At 36.3% G+C, this 18,528-nt stretch carries 15 protein-coding genes, 1 tRNA gene and 1 pseudogene; 8 read left to right on the plus strand and 9 right to left on the minus strand.

Features of this window, described 5'->3' with window-relative positions; translation table 11 throughout:
• Window positions 1–4 precede the first annotated feature (4 nt).
• From Q5W13_RS15750 to Q5W13_RS15780, 7 genes are all read left to right on the plus strand, one after another.
• A complete protein-coding gene (locus Q5W13_RS15750) occupies window positions 5–322 on the plus strand; it encodes a DUF5060 domain-containing protein (RefSeq protein ID WP_304443647.1) in 318 nt (105 codons plus the stop codon).
• Between the two features lie 22 nt (window positions 323–344).
• Entirely contained in the window at window positions 345–1,592 is a 1,248-nt protein-coding gene (locus Q5W13_RS15755) for a hypothetical protein (RefSeq protein ID WP_304443648.1), read from the plus strand.
• The gene (locus tag Q5W13_RS15760; protein WP_304443649.1) at window positions 1,568–1,843 is read left to right on the plus strand and encodes a putative collagen-binding domain-containing protein; all 276 of its coding nucleotides are present in this window, start codon (window positions 1,568–1,570) and stop codon (window positions 1,841–1,843) included. Before Q5W13_RS15755 ends, Q5W13_RS15760 begins: the two co-directional genes overlap by 25 nt.
• An 88-nt stretch (window positions 1,844–1,931) precedes the next feature.
• Window positions 1,932–2,654 carry a M15 family metallopeptidase gene (locus Q5W13_RS15765; protein ID WP_304443650.1) on the plus strand — a complete coding sequence of 241 codons (723 nt, stop codon included), beginning with the start codon at window positions 1,932–1,934 and terminating at the stop codon, window positions 2,652–2,654.
• A gap of 14 nt (window positions 2,655–2,668) precedes the next feature.
• Window positions 2,669–2,929 carry a hypothetical protein gene (locus Q5W13_RS15770; protein ID WP_304443651.1) on the plus strand — a complete coding sequence of 87 codons (261 nt, stop codon included), beginning with the start codon at window positions 2,669–2,671 and terminating at the stop codon, window positions 2,927–2,929.
• Window positions 2,919–3,581, plus strand: coding sequence for an alpha/beta hydrolase (locus Q5W13_RS15775; RefSeq protein WP_304443652.1), 663 nt, complete (start codon window positions 2,919–2,921; stop codon window positions 3,579–3,581). The genes Q5W13_RS15770 and Q5W13_RS15775 overlap by 11 nt, the downstream gene beginning before the upstream one ends.
• 66 nt (window positions 3,582–3,647) lie before the next feature.
• Window positions 3,648–3,721, plus strand: a tRNA-Pro gene (locus Q5W13_RS15780).
• A gap of 198 nt (window positions 3,722–3,919) precedes the next feature.
• On the opposite strand, the gene Q5W13_RS15785 is transcribed toward Q5W13_RS15780, so the two are convergent.
• The 9 genes and pseudogenes from Q5W13_RS15785 to Q5W13_RS15825 form a co-directional block, all read right to left on the minus strand.
• Window positions 3,920–5,209 (minus strand): hypothetical protein, encoded by a 1,290-nt coding sequence (locus Q5W13_RS15785; protein ID WP_304443653.1) that lies wholly within the window; start codon window positions 5,207–5,209, stop codon window positions 3,920–3,922.
• The gene (locus tag Q5W13_RS15790; protein ID WP_304443654.1) at window positions 5,209–8,187 is read right to left on the minus strand and encodes an AAA domain-containing protein; all 2,979 of its coding nucleotides are present in this window, start codon (window positions 8,185–8,187) and stop codon (window positions 5,209–5,211) included. Before Q5W13_RS15790 ends, Q5W13_RS15785 begins: the two co-directional genes overlap by 1 nt.
• A gap of 379 nt (window positions 8,188–8,566) precedes the next feature.
• Window positions 8,567–9,433 (minus strand): DUF4011 domain-containing protein, encoded by an 867-nt coding sequence (locus Q5W13_RS15795; protein ID WP_304443655.1) that lies wholly within the window; start codon window positions 9,431–9,433, stop codon window positions 8,567–8,569.
• Complete coding sequence (locus tag Q5W13_RS15800; RefSeq protein WP_304443656.1) at window positions 9,376–9,975, minus strand: hypothetical protein; 600 nt, start codon at window positions 9,973–9,975, stop codon at window positions 9,376–9,378. The genes Q5W13_RS15795 and Q5W13_RS15800 overlap by 58 nt, the downstream gene beginning before the upstream one ends.
• On the minus strand, window positions 9,926–11,410 hold the full coding sequence (locus tag Q5W13_RS15805) for a protein kinase domain-containing protein (protein WP_304443657.1): 1,485 nt from the start codon (window positions 11,408–11,410) through the stop codon (window positions 9,926–9,928). Before Q5W13_RS15805 ends, Q5W13_RS15800 begins: the two co-directional genes overlap by 50 nt.
• 3 nt (window positions 11,411–11,413) lie before the next feature.
• A complete protein-coding gene (locus Q5W13_RS15810) occupies window positions 11,414–12,043 on the minus strand; it encodes a 4Fe-4S single cluster domain-containing protein (protein ID WP_073245439.1) in 630 nt (209 codons plus the stop codon).
• Between the two features lie 5 nt (window positions 12,044–12,048).
• The gene (locus Q5W13_RS15815; RefSeq protein ID WP_304443658.1) at window positions 12,049–12,408 is read right to left on the minus strand and encodes a hypothetical protein; all 360 of its coding nucleotides are present in this window, start codon (window positions 12,406–12,408) and stop codon (window positions 12,049–12,051) included.
• Window positions 12,409–12,438: 30 nt separating this feature from the next.
• Window positions 12,439–13,868, minus strand: a pseudogene (locus Q5W13_RS15820) (AAA family ATPase); the annotation flags it as partial.
• Between the two features lie 706 nt (window positions 13,869–14,574).
• The gene (locus Q5W13_RS15825; RefSeq protein WP_304443660.1) at window positions 14,575–16,245 is read right to left on the minus strand and encodes a carbamoyltransferase family protein; all 1,671 of its coding nucleotides are present in this window, start codon (window positions 16,243–16,245) and stop codon (window positions 14,575–14,577) included.
• 377 nt (window positions 16,246–16,622) lie between these two features.
• Here Q5W13_RS15825 and Q5W13_RS15830 point away from each other — a divergent pair, with 377 nt between their 5' ends.
• Complete coding sequence (locus Q5W13_RS15830) at window positions 16,623–18,377, plus strand: sulfatase family protein (protein ID WP_304443661.1); 1,755 nt, start codon at window positions 16,623–16,625, stop codon at window positions 18,375–18,377.
• Window positions 18,378–18,528 lie beyond the last annotated feature (151 nt).

Consider the following 18,528-nt stretch of genomic DNA (forward strand, 5'->3'; position numbering starts at 1 on the left):
ACCAATGAAGTTTTTTGTACTTACTTGTGCACTTGTTTTTGTGTTAGGTTCTTGTACAAAAAAAGGAAGTACTAAGAATTATCTGCTTGAAGGTAACTTAAAGAAATGGCAGCCTGTAACCCTAACGTTTAACGGACCAGAAGTATCTGAAACAGACTCTATAAATCCGTTTTTAGATTATTCATTATTGGTTAACTTCTCAAATAAAGACACCACCTATACAGTTCACGGCTATTTTGCTGCAGATGGCGATGCGGCCAACTCTAGTGCTGAAGCGGGAAATAAATGGCAGGTAAAATTTTCTCCTGGTAGAAACTGGTGAATGGGATTTTAAAGCCTATTTGATGGAAGGAAAAAATATTGCCGTCAAGCAATTCTCCCTGCCCAAAAAGAATAAAAGCATTTGGGATATAAAAGGAAACTTTGAAGTACAACCTATAGATTCAACCGAAAGTGGATTTTATAGCAAAGGCATGCTCGTTTATAACGGCACGCATTACCTCAAGCAAAGTGAAACGGGAAAGCCTTTTTTGAAAAATGGAGTAGGTAGTCCTGAGAACTTTTTGGCCTATTCTGAATTTGATGGAACTTACGATAATGGAGGACCGGATACGCCAACATTAGAAGACGGCCTTCATGAATATCCTAAACATGTAGATGATTGGAAGGATTCAGACCCAGTATGGGGCTTTAATAATGGAAAAGGCATAATAGGAGCCCTTAATTATTTGTCTAATAAAGGAATGAACAGTCTTTATTTTCTTGTTATGAACGAAAATGGAGATGGAAATGATGTATGGCCATGGATTGCGCCTAAAGAGCAAACCAGATATGATGTAAGTAAACTAGACCAATGGGAAACTGTTTTCACTCATATGGATAAACTGGGAATGGCCATGAATGTTTTTACTCAAGAAACAGAGAATGATACGGTTTTGAACAAGGGTGAATTAGGACTTGAACGGAAACTATTTTATAAAGAATTAGTAGCTCGTTTTGGCCATCATTTAGGTGTTGTTTGGAATTTAGGGGAAGAAACCAATCGTAGCCCAGAGCAGTTGAAAAGTTATGCAGATTATATTCGCAAAATTGACCCTTACAATCATCCTATAGCGGTTCATAATCATGTCCGAATTACGGGAGAACGAAGAGAAGGTAGGCCTTTAGACCCTATAAAAGAAACATTCACGCCTATGTTAGGATATCGTAATTTTGAAATTCCATCCTTACAGATGTATGATACTACAGAGGTCCATAAGGAAGTGAAAAAGTGGTTGGATTTATCTGTAAAGAAAAAAAGACCATGGGTAGTTTACCTTGATGAAATTGGTCATTGGGATATTGGCGTAACTACGGATACTGCCGCCAATAATAACCATGACATGGTCATGCACAGCAGTCTTTGGGGAAGCCTAATGTCCGGTGCGGCCGGTACTTATAGTATTTCGGCGGTAAGGATATGCCTAATAATGATATCTCTGCAGAAGATTTTAGAGCGCGTGATGCTTGGTGGGATATCAGCAATAATGCCCGGAAGTTTTTCGAAGACCACTTGCCGTATGAAACAATGCAAAATCATGACGAATTGTTGAGTAACGATAAAGCCTACTGTTTTGCTAAAAAGGATGAAATTTACGTAGTGTATTTGCCAAAGAACGAGACTACCGATCTTGCCATAGGCGATGGTGCTTTTACCATTGCTTTTTATGACCCTAAAGCAGGAGGAATGTTGTTTGACAAGCAAAACGAAGGCTGGAAAATAACCAAGCCTAACAGTGTAGAATTATCCGCTTACAATGGGCAAAAAGATAAAGATTGGGTAATTGTTATAGCAAGAAAGTAATATCTTGCATGTAAATTGAAAATCGATTTTATATCAATATATCCCTTAAAACTGACAATCATCTCATGTCAGGTAGATAATTTATTTTATGAGGAATTTTTATAGTACGCTTATCGTATTTGTTTTTTTAGTGTCTTGTGGTGACAATCCAAAAGCAGACCAGAATGCAGAGAAAAATGAAGATGTAGTTACAAAGCAGGTGGATACGGTAGTTAAAGAAAAAGAAGTTCCCAAGAAAAGATTTAAGTCTTTTGAAAAGTTGGCGGATACTACATTTGTTCGTTTAGCAGATTTTAGTGATGGTTTTGGTTATGAATTACGATATGCTACCAAAAATAATTTTCTTAAAGAAAAAGTTTACGATTGCCCGGAATGTTACACACGGGTGATAACGGCAAAAGCTTTATTAAAAGCTAATGAAGATTTCAAAAAAAGCGGAGTACGCATAAAGTTCTTTGATTGCTACCGTCCAAATTCTGTACAATACAAGATGTGGAAAATAGTACCCAATCCGCAATATGTAGCCAACCCTAAAAAGGGCTCTATTCATAATAAAGGAGGTGCCGTAGATATTACTTTGGAATCTTTAGATGGCGAAGAACTGGATATGGGAACCGATTTTGATTTTTTTGGAAAACGGGCTTATCATGATAATTTTGATTTACCAAAAGAGATATTGGCCAATAGAAAACTTTTAAAGGAAACGATGGAGAAGCACGGGTTTTGGTCTACAAGAACAGAATGGTGGCATTATAATTTAGACGGGGCGCATAAGTATCCGATAGCAAATTTTAAATGGGATTGTAATTAATGATAGTATTTAAGATGAAAAAACTAATATTTCTTACCGTATTTGCAATGAGTGTAAACGTATTTTCACAAGACACCATAATACCTTTATGGCCAAAAGACAAGATACCTAACCACGTGGTATCTGATGAAAAAGAAGAGCATGTATTACAAGATATTTTACGTATTAGTAAAGTTCAAGAGCCAACAATTGAAGTGTATTTGCCTTCAAAAAAGAACGCTACTGGCCAAGCGATGGTAATTTTTTGGAGGCGGATATCGTATTTTGGCCTATGATTGGGAGGGTATTGATATAGCCAAATTCTTGAATAGTAAAGGTATAGCAGGCATTGTAGTGAAGTATCGTCTTCCTTCAGCGGTATCTCAGACTAATCAAGAAGATGTACCGTTAATTGATGCACAACGTGCATTACGTTTAGTTCGGAGCAAAGCAGAAGAATTTAACATAGACCCTAATAAGATTGGCGCTATGGGCTTTTCCGCTGGAGGACATTTAGCATCTACGTTAGGAACTCATTTTGATGAAAAAGTATACACACCAATTGATGAAGCAGACAAATTGAGTGCAAGACCAGATTTTCTGACCTTATGTTACCCGGTAATTACTTTTAATCAATCATCTACGCACAAAGGTTCTCAGAATAATTTACTGGGTAATAACCCAAAACCCGGAGCGGTTGAACGTTTTAGTAACGAGAAACAAGTATCGGCTAATACGCCGCCTACCTTTTTGCTGCATGCAACTGATGATACATCTGTTCCAGTAGAAAATAGCTTGGTATTTTATAAGGCGTTGGTAGAAAATAATGTTCCTGCTGCACTACACGTGTTTCCAACAGGAGGTCACGGTTTTGCTTTGGGGTTACAAGACCCATATTTAAGAACCTTACCAGAGCTTTTGTTTGGTTGGATGGAGAGTCTAAAGTAGTTGTAGCATTTTTCAAAAAAGATAACAGAATATCTGTCTAACTTTTATATTTTTGCAATCCAAATTCGGGATGTAGCGCAGTCCGGTAGCGTACACGCCTTGGGGGCGTGGGGTCGCAGGTTCAAATCCTGTCATCCCGACTAATCACAATTAATGTGGTTCCAAAGCACTGTTAACTAACTAGTTTACAGTGCTTTTTGTTTTTATTACAATAATATTACATCACTAAATATATCAAACATGGTTGTTTAAAAGTATAATAACTTTATATACTTATGTAATCTTTTAACTGCTGCTTTTCTTCTCAATACTTTGACTACGTGCAGCATAACCACTGTTTAATGGTACTTCTTTAAGTGGTATTGCTCCATAGGCTCCTCCATCTTATCAATAATAATTTCAAGATCTTCATCAGCCAATAAGGTTCTTATATGGTCAATATTATCGCACCATGTTTCCTCTTCATTTTTATCAAGACTCGGAGACCTTTCGTTAGATCGGTTCTCGTCAGCTACAACACGTGCTTGTATTCGGCTGAGGTTTGTCGGACTCATAATTTCAACTCCGTAAAGTGAATTTGATGCCTTTTTTACGATAAGGCGACCATCTTCTACCCATGCAGTTTGCATTGTTTCGTTTATGGTATAACCTGCTTTTTCAAGCGCAGATTTTATTGCTTTTCTTCTTGCTTCGGCGATACGGTTTTCTGAAGTATTCTTATAAAATTCACGAGCTTTTGCAGCCGTTTCTAACAAATCTTTAAGTGACGAATTTTCGAGTTTCTCTCTCCACTGTGCCATAAATTTAAAGTCTTCGCCTAGTGTTTCTATGAGTAATAAGCTATTACTTAAATCTTCTCGAGCTTCTCTGAGTGCAAGTTCATTTTTAGTGAAATCTGCAGCGTCAATGATTAGAGAATCCAACTGAACCTCATAGTTTGCTTCGCTTGAATCAAGCAAACCACAGCGGTCTATTAATGCCTGTATTTTATCTTGAGACATCTCGTGTACGTACATTTCTTTGAGTGTATCTTCTAGTTTTTTCAAGCGTGACTTGGTTCCCGGTAACTTTGCTTTCCAAGCAGTGACAGATAACATACAATCGCCTTGTGACAAACGTTGCTGCATTTCTAATTGTTCTTCAGATAACTCGTCAGTCTTAGAAATTGATTTTTGCAGCAGTTCGTATAAATCATCTATTTGCGATTTATATGTGGCTAGGTGACTTTTTGTAATAATACTCGGAGCATTAAAAGGTTCTATAGCAATATTATTTTCTATTGATAGTGCTTTCAACTCGTTATGGGTGCTCTTTAGATGTTTAAAGCTATCCCAATCTGTGGTGCGCTCGTTGGCTACTTTTTTTTGTAATTTCTTTAATTCAGTGTTTAAGTATTCAATTTGCTGAGGTACTTCTTGTTCAATTTGCAAGTAATCATCGATGGTTAAATTTGCAAAATGCGCATAGGTATCTACCAAGCCTTTCTCCAAATCTTTATCTAATAGATTATTGTTTTGAGCGTAGTCTTCGGTTCGTGCGAGAGCTTTTTTTAATAGTGTAATCCATCGGTCTTTTATAATTTGTCGTTCTTGTGGTGTAACAATACGTACTACTTTAGGTCCGCTCATTAATGTTGTATTAGTGCCATTTCTATGGCGTTTTTGAGTTTTAATTGTTCCTCTTGAGTATTCTCAAGCCACTGATATGATGTCGTTCGGTGTATATGTGGAATCGATCTCTTTAATACTTTTGGGCGCCATAATTCTCTATAACGAGCCTGTTTTAAAAGCGTATTATAAGGTGCGTCACATTCTATACCTAATACAAAATGGCCTTGCTGTTTGTCTTTAATGGCAAGATCCATATAGAAAACAGAATTATCACTGTCTTCTACCGTCTCATAACCCAAACTCTCAACATAGGCTTTAACGATATTTTTGAATCCGTCATTTCTGATCTTAGCTATTTGCTGTTGATCGCTAGTAGATAAAAGGCGTAAGGTTTTGGTAGCCATCTCAATCTGATTATTAGAATGTATTTCTGCATAATTGAGATACGTTTGTATATAATCTCTAGGTTTAGAGGCTAACCTTCCTGTAGATAAAATATCAGATATTGCTTGCGTAGGCATTGAGGTTGCAATAACCACTTTGTTTCGAGCTCTAGTGATGGCTACATTTAGACGACGTTCGCCACCGCGATGACCTAACGCCCCAAAATTTCTACGAAACGAACCTAAGGTATTTATACCAAAAGTGGTACTGAACAAAATCATATCTCGTTCATCACCTTGAACGTTTTCTACATTTTTAACAAAGAAGCCCATATCTTCTCCATCTTGCTGCTTATTACGAGCAATGGTAAGGGCTCGACCGAACGTAAGATCATCTGCCGCATGTTGTTCGATAATATCTTCAATAAGTTCTGCTTGCTTTTTATTGAAGGTAACAATACCTGTACTCAGCCTTTCTTCTTCGGGAAGTGTCCAATGTTTAGCTAAATAAGCAATTAATGTATCGGCTTCGTCTCTATTAGTCTGTTCGTCATAAATTCCATCAACACGAAGTACTTCTATAGGTTTTACAGCAGTAATTTCTTCCTTCGGATGATAGGCAGGAATATGTAACATACCATCATAGAATGCGTAATTAGAATAATTGATAAGTGCCTTGTATTGTGAACGATAATGTATTTGTAGGGTAGTGGTAGGCAAGACTGTTTTTGCCAAGGAAAGCAAATCCGGACTGTCTTTTACCTCCTTTTTATTCCACGCATCTTCATAATTTACAAGCTCTTCTTCAGAGTGATCTTCGTCAAGCTCTGACTGATCTGTATCATCATCGTCATCTTCTATCTTCTTGGTGAAAAAGCCTGTCGGAGGCATTTGTTTTTCGTCTCCGCTTATAATTACCCGTTTACCTCTATATAATGAAGGTATTGCGTGATCGACTAACATTTGCGATGCCTCGTCAAAAATTACAACATCGAACATACCTGACTGTAAGGGCAATGCTTGAGAAACCACCTCAGGGTTCATAAGCCATACTGGTCTGAGCTCAAGCAATCCCAATGGTTCACCTTCTGTTATAAATTCACGGAGTTTTTTATAATTCTTACCTCTCAATCTTGTGATGCCATTCCATGCAGATTGCGATTCTATGTTATCAAAATTGAAGTTAAGTGCTAGAATATTTCGATTGAGCGTTTCCATCGACTTCAGATTTTTTTCTAAATCACCAATCTTATTTACCACCTCACTTTCTGCCATTAGCATTGACGGATACGTTTTTTCTATACGCTGCTTCCAAGCCAATAATCCTTCACGATGAAGCGAAGTACCAATAATATCCGACCATTTTTCTTTAGGGAAATTTGATAGTTCTTGTTCATAATTTCTAAGAATGGCAAAGATTTCTATCAGTTCATTTTGAGCGGGACTATCGTTAAAACGTATTCTAAATTTTTGATAGGCGACAAAATCAGCCATATCAGCAATGATCGATGTAATAGGGTCTAAGTCCCTGTAATTATGACCTATAGCATGATTGAAATTAGAGACCGCATTAGGTGTCAACCATTTTTCAAGCACCTGTAACTTCTCTAGAGATTTTTGTCTGTTTTGATGGCGTGTGCTTGCATTTTCTAAAGCAATAGAAAACTCTTCATAGGCATTTTCATCACCCGTTTCAAGTATTGCTCTTGCCTCATCTTTTGCAGGGCAGCTACGTAACGTACTTACTAGTGAAATTGCTTGTGATAAATCTCGAGTAGTTGATTTTATAGCTACAGCCAATCGTCTCGGTTCATTTATGACGAGAGAATTAGTCTTTAATTTTACAAGATTTTGAGCATATTCATTACGATAAGCTCTAAAATTATTTTCTAGGTTTACTTCAGCTTGTAATTCCCTAACAGTATTATCATTTAATTGAAGGTGATGCTCATTCGTTACTTTTTTAAGTTGAGCTTTATGAATCCAGTAAAAAGGATTCATAATTTTAAGGCCAGAAGTACTTAAATAACTCGTACACGCCTTATTTAATTTTAATACTTTATCATCGTCTAACGTATCGAAATAATGAGTAAATCTATCATCTTTATAGTTAGTGATAAGCTGCTCTACTTGTTCTAATAATTGATTAAGCTTGTCATGAATATCTTCACCAATAGAGCGGTTATCAAATTCATCATAAAGAAGATCTAGCCAGAGTTGACTTTGAGAAGCTTGCGATTTTGATACATTTATCAACACATTTTTATGTGAAGCTAACCATTGACTATAATGTTCGGCATTAACGGTGTCCAGTTTTCCGGTAGACTCTTTTATAAAATCTACACGCGTTTTTTCTGTTTCATAGAACGTATTAAGGTCTTTGGTTAATACTGTTTCGGTAGTACTATCAAACGAAGTTACTTGAAGGTTATGAAGATTATTGCCTTCATACTTAGAGGGTACCCAATCTGTTATTAAGCTACTTATTTCTTCAATATGTGTGTTAAGCTTGTCTCTGGTGCTATTTTCAAAAAGCATTCTCAGTTCTGGTACTTCTAGGTATTCTTTCGAAGTAATAGCAATCAATTCTGATAGTACATTTCTGTAGCTCAACCCCGAAGTATCGTCTAAAAGATGAATTTGATGAGATAATACATCAAGATTTGCTTCAATTCGATCTATTTTTTTCCGAGATCTTCGCGCTTTTGTATAAGATTATCTAAGGTGTGTTGATTATAGGGTTGAGAATAATAGTGAGCTATTTGTTCTCGTATACCTTGTATAATCGGTTGGCGATCTCGTATTAAATCGGTAATAAGCAAAGCTCTTTTATCTAAGCCTACTGCCTGTAACCTTTTTAAAATAACTTGTATTGCAGCTCTCTTTTGAGAAATAACCAACACCTTTTCGTTTCGACCAATACAATCTGAAATAATATTGACAATGGTTTGACTTTTACCCGTACCTTGGTGGACCTTCTATAACGATACCTTTATGGCGCTGATCTACTTTTTAGAACAGCATTATCTTGAGAAGGGTCAATTGCCATTGTGGTATACCGACCATTTTCGGTACTGTCTTCTACTTGGGTAGTTATTTCAGGTTCAGAAATTTTTAAAATAGGTTCCATTGATGAACCTGTGTGTGGTAATTTTTGTAAAAGACGTAAGTCTTCACTAATGGCTTGACCGGTAAAATTTGCATTAAAAAATACCGCAGATGGGTGCAGGTCTGTTCCAATTTCATCTCTATTGAAATTAACACTAGGGTGTGCGGTGAGTTCATTTGTTTTCGCAGGAAAACACGCGCTAAACGCATCGATAATTTCATTTATTTGTAGCGATTGTCTCCCTAGAATCTCGCGACTAATTTTTTCTATTTTTTTATAGCTATCCGAATCTAATGAATTTGCCAGCGCAGGGTTGAGTCTTATTTCACCTTGTGCATAATCAAAACTTATTTTGAGTGATGTTGTACCTCTTGAGCTAAGGTCAAGAGAAATCGGCCATAACAGTATAGGCATTAAGCGAGGCCTGTGTGTCATTTTCTGTTGAGAGACTAAAAAGGGAAATCCCATGAATAGGGAATCTAAACCTGTATCTCGCTTAAAATTGGCAGCTTTTAGCAGCATTCGTCGTGTTCGTCGTGCTAAAAGGGCATTTTTATTGAAAGCTATTGGATCTACATTTTCTGCCCCTGTAGATCTTTTAAGAATACTTTGTACAAGTTTTTTAGATGATTTTAAGCTTGTGCCGAGTTCATCTACATCAATACGAGATGAATGTTTTGATATAATTAATCTTACAAGTGGTCCTCTAGAAGAAGCGTAAACAACCTTTTTTTCAAAGTGTCGTAACAAGCTTGAGCCGTATTCATGTTTTTTGGTGGGGCGATCCATTGATTTTTGGGTATAGAAAGACACAGTACCGAAGGTATTATGGGTAATCGTTTTTCAATTCTAAAACGATCAGCCCAGCGATCAAGCGCATCATTATTACATCTAGAAAAACCTTCTAAATGATTATTAAGCATCTCAAATATTTCTAAGCGATACTTTACCAAGCATGCCTCATAAAAGGGAATATTGAGATCAAGATTATGCTTATTTCCAAGTTTTATGGTTTTCTTTAAAAGGGCCTCTAATGTAATAAACTGATCTCGAGTGGCACTTAGTACAAGAATCATATCTTCTTCTCTTACCCTAAGGTTACTCATAACATCAGAGAGTCCGGCGTTATGTGCATCGGGGTAGAGACGTCGTAAGTAATCTAATTCAGACTTAAGTTTTACCCTTGATGAACTTAGGCTGTAGATTAGAAATTTGTCATTATCTAATTGTATACCTTGGTTTTTAGCTTTCCGAGCAATGTTTGCTTTTCTTCTTTTCTTTGAGTTGTACAAGCCATTTTTCTCGCTGTATACTTGCCAAATAATCTGGCACGTTTCCTTCCACAAGGTTGATGGCTTCTTTTGTGTTTCCCATAAGCCAAGCGGGGATTACAATTTGTCCACGCCAAGTTAGTGGTAAAGCCTCATTTAAGACCATTAAGGCAAGGGGGTATCGCCATTCTAGAGGTATATCTTCTTTGTTACGAAGATTACGTACAGCAGCAGCTTTTTCATGATTTCCAAGTACCTCATTTACCCAGCTGGCAAGTGATCCAGAGTTAAATAGTGAGAGTCCTTCTTCCCAATGTGCTTCTTCGGCAGCGGCAAGTGCAAAGAATGCTACATTTGTATAGCTTTCTGAGCCAAGCTCTATTTTCTTTTCTTTTTGTGTGACTGTTGTATGTTGTTCAACAGGGGCTTCGACTTCTTCTTTTTTAAGCCATTTATCAACCTGCTCCCAATTCCAACGTTTAACAGGATTTCGACTTAAAAGACCTCTAAGTAAAAGTAATATGCGAGCATCAATAGAAGTTGGAATATCAACACCTCTAGTGATTAAATGAATCATAAAAGCTTTATCGTTGATGTTTTCAAAGAAAGTCCCTTTTGTAATGTGTTCCAGAACAATCATTCCAAGGCTCCACCAATCTGAAGCGGGACTAATACCACCAATAATCGCTTCTGGCGCTGTATACCTAGTAAGTTCTATAGGCGTATCCGTATCAAGGTCATAATCAGACAAACGAGCCGAACTAAAATCTATAATTACAAGATCAAAACTTTCTGAATTTCTTAAGAGTATATTAGTAGGGCAAATATCGCGGTGTCGTATGCCTGCTTCAGAAAGGTCATGTATAGCTCGGCCAACCTCATCTACTAATTTTTCAATCTTGTCTAATTCTAAGTACCCTAATTTATCTAAAGAACCTCCTGCGATACGCTCTGAGACCTCAAAAAATCTACCGTTCCAAGTACCCGTTTTTATGAGTGTTGCAACATGGTCGGTATCCATTTTGTTCAATACCTTATAAATGCCCTTGTCTGGCTCGCTGTTTTCGAAATATAGGGTAAGAAAATATTCTTTATCTGCAGTGTCTTTAACGATATAACACTCTTTGGTGGTGCGTTGTGTCTTTACAGTTTTTACAATCTGATATTCGTCTATTTGCTTGGCATCTGCATTTTTTTGAGGTGTGGATACTTTTTCTATATCTGCACCACATTCCATACACATAAAGTCGTTTGGCTGTACTTCGTGTCCGTTAGTACAGTGGCGTGAAATGTTGACTATAGGGGTATTTTTAATTTCTATTTTACCGCCCTTAGGTGTTTGTGTAACGTTCATTAACAACCAACTACACGTAGCATCGTTGACCGTATTTTGGCAATACATTTCTTGAACGGGGCGTTCACTTTGGCAAGCAGGACAAACTCTTACAAATTCCATACATTATTTATTTTTAGTCACTGCTTGACTGTGCGATAAGGTTACATTATTTTCTTTACTTGCTTGAGCAATTTCTTTCATACCGTTGATAGGTATACCTGCCATCCAAACGGTTTCTGGAGTAATATGAATGTCCAATTCTTTTTCTAATGGTTGTTCTAAATAAGTAGCAAATTCACTTTTACCCAAGGAAGTTAAAAAATGTACTTGTTGATTATCACTACCGAGAAGTCTTTTTGTCTGACTTTTAGTGTGATCATAAGGTTCAGAAATTAGAACATCTATTAATCCGCTTTGAACAAGTTTTTTATCCTTCAAACCATCAAAAGAATATCCGCTGTAAACCAAGATGTTTTTGTTATAAGAATTTAAGAATTCAAGCAGTTCTATTAGCGCATTTTCTTGATCAAAAGGTTCTCCGCCAGAAATGGTAATTCCGTCACATTGTGGTAACCAAGTTTTTAAAACCTGCTTTAAGTCGTTAATCGATACTTTGTTGATATTAAACTGCCAAGTATCCATAGAAATACAACCTTCACAGTGTATAGAACAACCTTGTAACCAAATACCTATGCGTTTTCCGGGTCCTAAGGTTGTTACAGGATAATGCATACGAGATATATGTATATCCATAGCAATTATTGTTTTTGTAACGTGATGGTCGTACCTGTATTGTTGACGGTAATAGTAGTAGCTCTCAAGACATCATTAGGCGTAGGGTCAAGACTGAAAAGGGATCTAGAAATAGGCGTGATAAAGTGATATTCTATTTTATTTCGAATACCTCGACCACCATTACTTAGGTCTTTTAAGGCTAATTCTTTTAGACTGGCTTTTACAGCATCGTCTAAATCTAAGGTAATATTGAGTTGTTTTTGAATCGCTTTTAAATGACCATTTAACATCATATCAAAAATCATCTCACCTACATGAGGTCTTATGTAATCAAATACGATAATATTATCGCCAATACGATTTAGAAGTTCTGGTCGGTTCAATTCAAACTTGAAATAGTTCTCTATTTCAAGTTTAATTTTTTCTTGAATGGTTTCAAAAGGGTCTTCATAAGAAGTATGCGCTATACGACCACCAGTTGCTGTTTTCTTATAAATACCAAGGTTAGAAGTAAAAATGATAAGTGTTTCTGAAAAATATACTTTATCGCCACGTCCGCTGGTTAAAACTCCATCATCAAGGATTTGAAGAAATTTATCTAATATACGCGGATGCGCTTTTTCAATTTCATCAAATAGAAGTACGCTAAAAGGTTTTTCGCGTACCGCATTGGTAAGCTCGCCACCAACATCATAACCTACGTACCAGGAGGTGCTCCTAAAAGTCGCTGATCAGAGTGTTCTGCGCTAAACTCAGACATATCAAAACGTATGTATGCATTCTCATCACCAAAAAGCAAGCTAGTAAGTGTTTTTGCTAGTTCTGTTTTACCAACACCCGTTGGTCCTGCTAAAAATACTACACCTCTAGGGCGACTATTTCTTTTAGAAGAGCCTACACCTGTAATAGCTCTTTTAACAATATCCATAATATGTTGTACAGAATGATCTTGCCCTTTTACACGGGTTTTAATAAAGGTTTCTCCCTGTACAATTTTCTCTCTGTCAATATTTATCCAAGGATCTTCTGTAACCCCAACTTTATATCTACGAACGGCATCTGCAATATGGGTAATAGGTATAGACTCTGCTCTTGTAAGTTCTATAATAGCAACAAGATCTAAAAGCAGTAATCCTTCTGTTTCATTTACAAAATCGGTAACAATTTTATCTACGTCTTCTTCTTGTTTACCAAAGCCTTGTATAAGTGTATCTACAAGTCTTCTACGAACAATGTGATCTGGTTTTTCTATAGGGATGTGACGTATTTTAGGATTGTTTACCACCATCCAATCTGGTAAGTCACCTTCTTTGTCTACAATCCAAATTACCGTATTATAAAATGTGGAAGGTGGATTACCGTGAGGTCTTGTATTTGTCGTTTGTGATAATACATTTGCGAGGCTAAAGGTATCGTGCTCAGCTTTAACCAGACTTTCTGGATTCATAAGCAGTTGCGATGCAAAGTCTACGATCAATGCAATCGGACTTTCTTTAAAGCTGACTATTGATTGTAATACGCTATTGAATGTTTCTAGATTATTGAAACTAGAGGGGCTGCTCAGAGGTATATTCAGGGTATTGAATAATGCTTTTTTTTCATCAGCGTTTCCTGTAAAAAAAGGAATGTCAAAGCCGTCTAACGGATTGTAATAAACGACCTCGGTATAACCAAGACTTTTAAGTTCAATATCAATCGCATTTTCTAACCTATGCCAGCTAAAACCACCATGACCATTGTTGATGAGTTGTAAATCTTTAGTGTTGCCAGAAAGTATAAATTGACTTTTAAGGGTAACAAAACGTCTTAAGTCTTGTAGCCATCTCACTTTGGTGTCTTTCATTTATTTTGGACTTGAATATTTATAAAGCTTTGTAGTAGCTTTTAATTGAACGATACCAGTTGTGTAATATTTTAAATAATATGTATTATTCATTTACATCATGGGTACTCAAATATAATTGATTCTATTTGAAAATAGTTTGTGCAGCGTAGTATTTAGGTTACGTTTTCGCGAAAGTGAAAAACGAAAAAGAACCGCTATTGGGCAAGTTTTGGTACCATCATAAGGCCATCTAATTTTAAGACTCTTTTTTTACATTTTCACAGGGCATTCTCATGCCAGTCACTTGCCAAGTCAGTAATCGTTTGAATACGGTTTCTAAGCCAAACTATTTTACTTATTAAATAAAAAACCAAAAAGGAGAATGACAGCTATTTAATTATGAATATTAAACTATGAAAATAATAGAAGAAATAAAGAGAAACTCATTTTGTTTACTTAACAGAATTATTGGAATATATAATTTTTAAATCGAATAATTTATTGAATTTACTTTGTAAAAAAGCAGTAAAATTTGCTTCTAGTCGTGCTATTTTAACTGAGTTTAGAGTTAGGTATTTCATTTAAAATTTAAGTATTAAACATCCGTTAATTAGATTGTTAGCGTAAATAAATTAGTTCTCTCATCTTAACTAATTACTTTTACAGTGCTTTTTATTTTACTGTGTTTGTTTGAAATCAACTATTTCGCTTGCGCAATATATAATTACCTATAGTATAGGTAGTCTAATCCTGTAGAATAAAAACATCGTAACGCATCTTTTGGAGATTCTACAACAGGTTCCCCCTGAATATTGAAGCTTGTGTTTAGCACAACGGGAATTCCGGTTCTTTCTCCCAGTTTTTGGATTACTTCATGATATCTGGGATGCAATTCTTTCTTTACCGTTTGTAATCTTGCGCTACCATCAACATGTGTAATGGCCGGAATTAGATGTTGTTTGTCTTTCAAAACATTACAAACTTTTAGCATAAAGGGAGCTTCTACTTTCAAATCAAAAAAGTCTTTATATGATTCTACAAGAGCAGAGGGAGCAAAGGGCCTATAGGCTTCCCTAAATTTCACTTCGGTATTGATTTTATCTTTCATTTGAGGAAAGGCAGGGTTTGCCAAAATACTTCGGCTACCTAATGCTCTGGGACCAATCTCCATAGGGCCTTGAAACCATCCAATAATATTTCCTTCAGCCAATAAATCGGCTGTTTTTTGACAGATATCGTCTATGTATTCGGCTTCTAATTTAGCTCCGTCAATAACTTTTTTTATTTCTTCATTAGTATAACTTGTTCCCACGTAGGGGTTGTCGTGTATAAAATTTCGTGGATTGCCCAGAATGCCATTGTATAAATAGTAGGCTGCTCCAATTGCTGTGCCATTATCTCCCGCAGCGGGCATTACGTATATATCCTCAAACGGACTTTCCCTAACAATCCTTCCGTTTACAACGCTGTTTAATGAAACACCTCCCGAGAGCACTAAAAATTTAGCATTTGTTTTCTGATATAAAATCTGGCATATTTCTAATAGACGTTCTTCCAATACTTTTTGAAAGGCGGCAGCTACATCCATATGATGTTGTTCAAATTCGTCCCCATGTACGCGTGGTCTACCAAAAGTTTTATAGAATTTTTCCGAACACCTTTTACCAACAATATGCTGATAGTTAAAATAGCTTAGGTCAATTTTTATTTTTCCGCTTTTATCTACTGTAACAAGTTTTCTTACTTCATCAATAAACGTATTGGGGTTTCCCATTGGGGCTAGTCCCATTGTTTTACCTTCATCGTAGTTAGGTCTAAAGCCACAAAATTCGGTTACCGCTTCGTAAAAAGAACCCAAGGAATGCGGAAAGTAGCTCTGTTCAAAACGGGTTACCGTATTGTTTTTTCCATAACCTAACCAAGAAGTGGCCCATTCACCTGAACCATCAATTCCCAAAAGAGCGGCCTCTTCATAAGGCGATACAAAAAATGAACCTGCTACGTGAGTAAGATGGTGTTCTATAAAATGTACTTTCGGACCTTTTTCTTTTGATTTGAATTGCTGCCCGTACCAAATCCAAAAACGGCGCTGTTTAGCATAGGCATTAACTAAGTAATGGCCAATAAAAGGCATAAAACTACCAAGATGTTTAAATAGATAAACTAATTTCTGTTTCCAATTGGTAGTCGGTTTTATAGAAACTGCAATATGGTCAATATCTTCATAAGATATATTGGCCAATTTTAAACAACGTTCAATAGCCATTATAGGAAAAGCCTGTGTATGCTTATCTCTATTTAATCGTTCTTCTTCAATTGCTGCTATTAGTTTTCCGTCTTTTACTATACAAGCCGTTGAATCATGAAAATAATAGTTGAGGCCCAGTATAATCATTCGTAGTGTGGTATTGGTTGATGTAAGTTTAAAAATAGGTCTTTATTAAGAGAAATTATATGATAAATGTCTCTTTTTTAATTGTTTATAAGTACTTTTTCCCGCTTGTCTTATTTTACTATATCCAATAATAAACAGCCTATGAAGTATTTATAACGAGTTCTTTTAATCTATGGAATTTAATACACTTTACAATTAAAAAGAAACTATTACGGCACAGTACAGGATAGGTAAAACAGATATAGAAATTATATTTGGTTGTGGTGGGTTATAATGATTAAATAGTTTAATTGTTATATTCAGTGAACAATTAAAATGGAGGAAGCAATTACCACTTTTAAGTCTTAAACAGCCAAGCATAAAATAAAATCTAAAAAATGAACAAGTATATCTCATTCTTGCGGACTTTACTGTCCTTTAGTGTTGTTTTTATATTTTTAAATGGATGCCAAACAAAAACTAAAAAAGGCGGAAAAGAAGTTGCCGTTTCTTCAGAAATAGAATTGCCCAAACGGCCTAATATTTTATGGTTGGTAACAGAAGATATGGGTCCTTACATTCCATCCTTTGGAGACTCTACTATAGTAACTCCTAATTTGAGTCGTTTGGCTAAAGAGGGTGTGATATATCCAAATTTATATTCAACATCGGGAGTTTGTGCCCCTAGTAGGGCAGCCATTACCACTGGAATGTACCCTACGAGTATTGGTGGTAATGGTATGCGAACTACTTCGTATACAGAGGTTACAGGCTTACCATCTTATGGGGCTGTTCCTCCATCAGAAGCTCGTATGGTAAGTGAATTACTGCGAATGAATGGATATTATTGTTCCAATAATGATAAAGAAGACTATCAATTTAAAGCTCCTAAAACTGCTTGGGATGAAAGTAGCCCGTATGCACATTGGAGAAATAGAGCCAATAATCAACCTTTTTTCTCGGTTTTCAATTTTACCGAAACACACGAGTCTGGCTTATTTGAACCCTATGGTTTTAGAAATATAGAAACTAGACATTATCAAGCAGGGGATACAACCTATACTTGGGCAGGGGGTCGCATGTCTGAAAAGGAAACACCTATCCACCTATCCAAAGACACAGAATTTTCTATTCCTCCTTATCTGCCAGATACTCCCACAGTGCGACGTGATATGTGGAAGGTATACAACAATATTGCTGAAATGGATAAGCAGGTTGGGGCGGTATTAAAACAGTTGGAGGAAGATGGACTTTTGGAAAATACGATTATTTTTTTCTACGGAGATCATGGAGGGCCATTACCTAGGGAGAAGCGTTTGGTTTATGATTCAGGGTTAAATACTCCTATGATTATTAGATTTCCTAATAAGCAACATTCTGGGACCAAAGATGATGAACTACTCAGTTTTGTAGATTTTGCTCCTACACTTCTTTCTTTGGTAGGGATTGAACCACCGTCATATATGCAGGGACAAGCTTTTTTAGGGAAGTATAAATCTAAAAATGATCGAGAATATATTCATGGTGCAGCAGACCGTTTTGATGGGTTTTCTGATGTAATTCGCGCTGTACGTGATGACCAATTTAAATATATCCGAAACTATAGACCTGATCAAGGATATTACTTGCCGGTTGAATACAGAGAAAGAATACCGACTATGCAAGAGCTGTTGCGTCTGCGTGATGAAGGTAGTTTAGATAGCATACAATCTCTTTGGTTTAGAGAAAGTAAGCAGCCCGAGGAATTATATGATTGTAAGACAGATCCATATGAAGTACATAATTTAGCCCAAGACCCAGCTTACCTTGAGAAACTTAAAGAGTTACGAACGGAAATGGATGAGTGGCTTAGTGAGATAGGGGATGACCCCAGTCTTCCAGAAAGAGACTTGATTACTAAGTTATGGAACGGAGCAGCCAGCCAGCCTATAACTTCAGACCCCAAAATGGAATCTAATGATAATGTAATTACAATGAATTGTTCTACTAAAGGTGCATCATTGGGATATAAAATTATTGATAGTAAAGGAGTTATTCCAAAAGCATGGAGCATTTATCAAAACCCATTTCAAATTCCGTCAGGAAGTAAGGTTATGGCGCAAGCATATAGAATTGGTTATGTGCCAAGTAAAGTAATAGAGAAAGAATTGTAATTACCTCAAAAGGGGAGCTCACAAAAGGAAGTAGTAAAGTTAGATGTCAATAAAGAACTTAGTTAAAACACTGGATTGAAAATTAACAGATAAAGCAATACCAAAATCCTTGGTGCGTTATAGTTCAGATAAAGACCCAGATTTAAAAATA

Origin of the sequence: Zobellia laminariae (genome assembly GCF_030553095.1) — a bacterium.
In the GTDB taxonomy this organism is placed as follows: Bacteria; Bacteroidota; Bacteroidia; order Flavobacteriales; family Flavobacteriaceae; genus Zobellia; species Zobellia laminariae.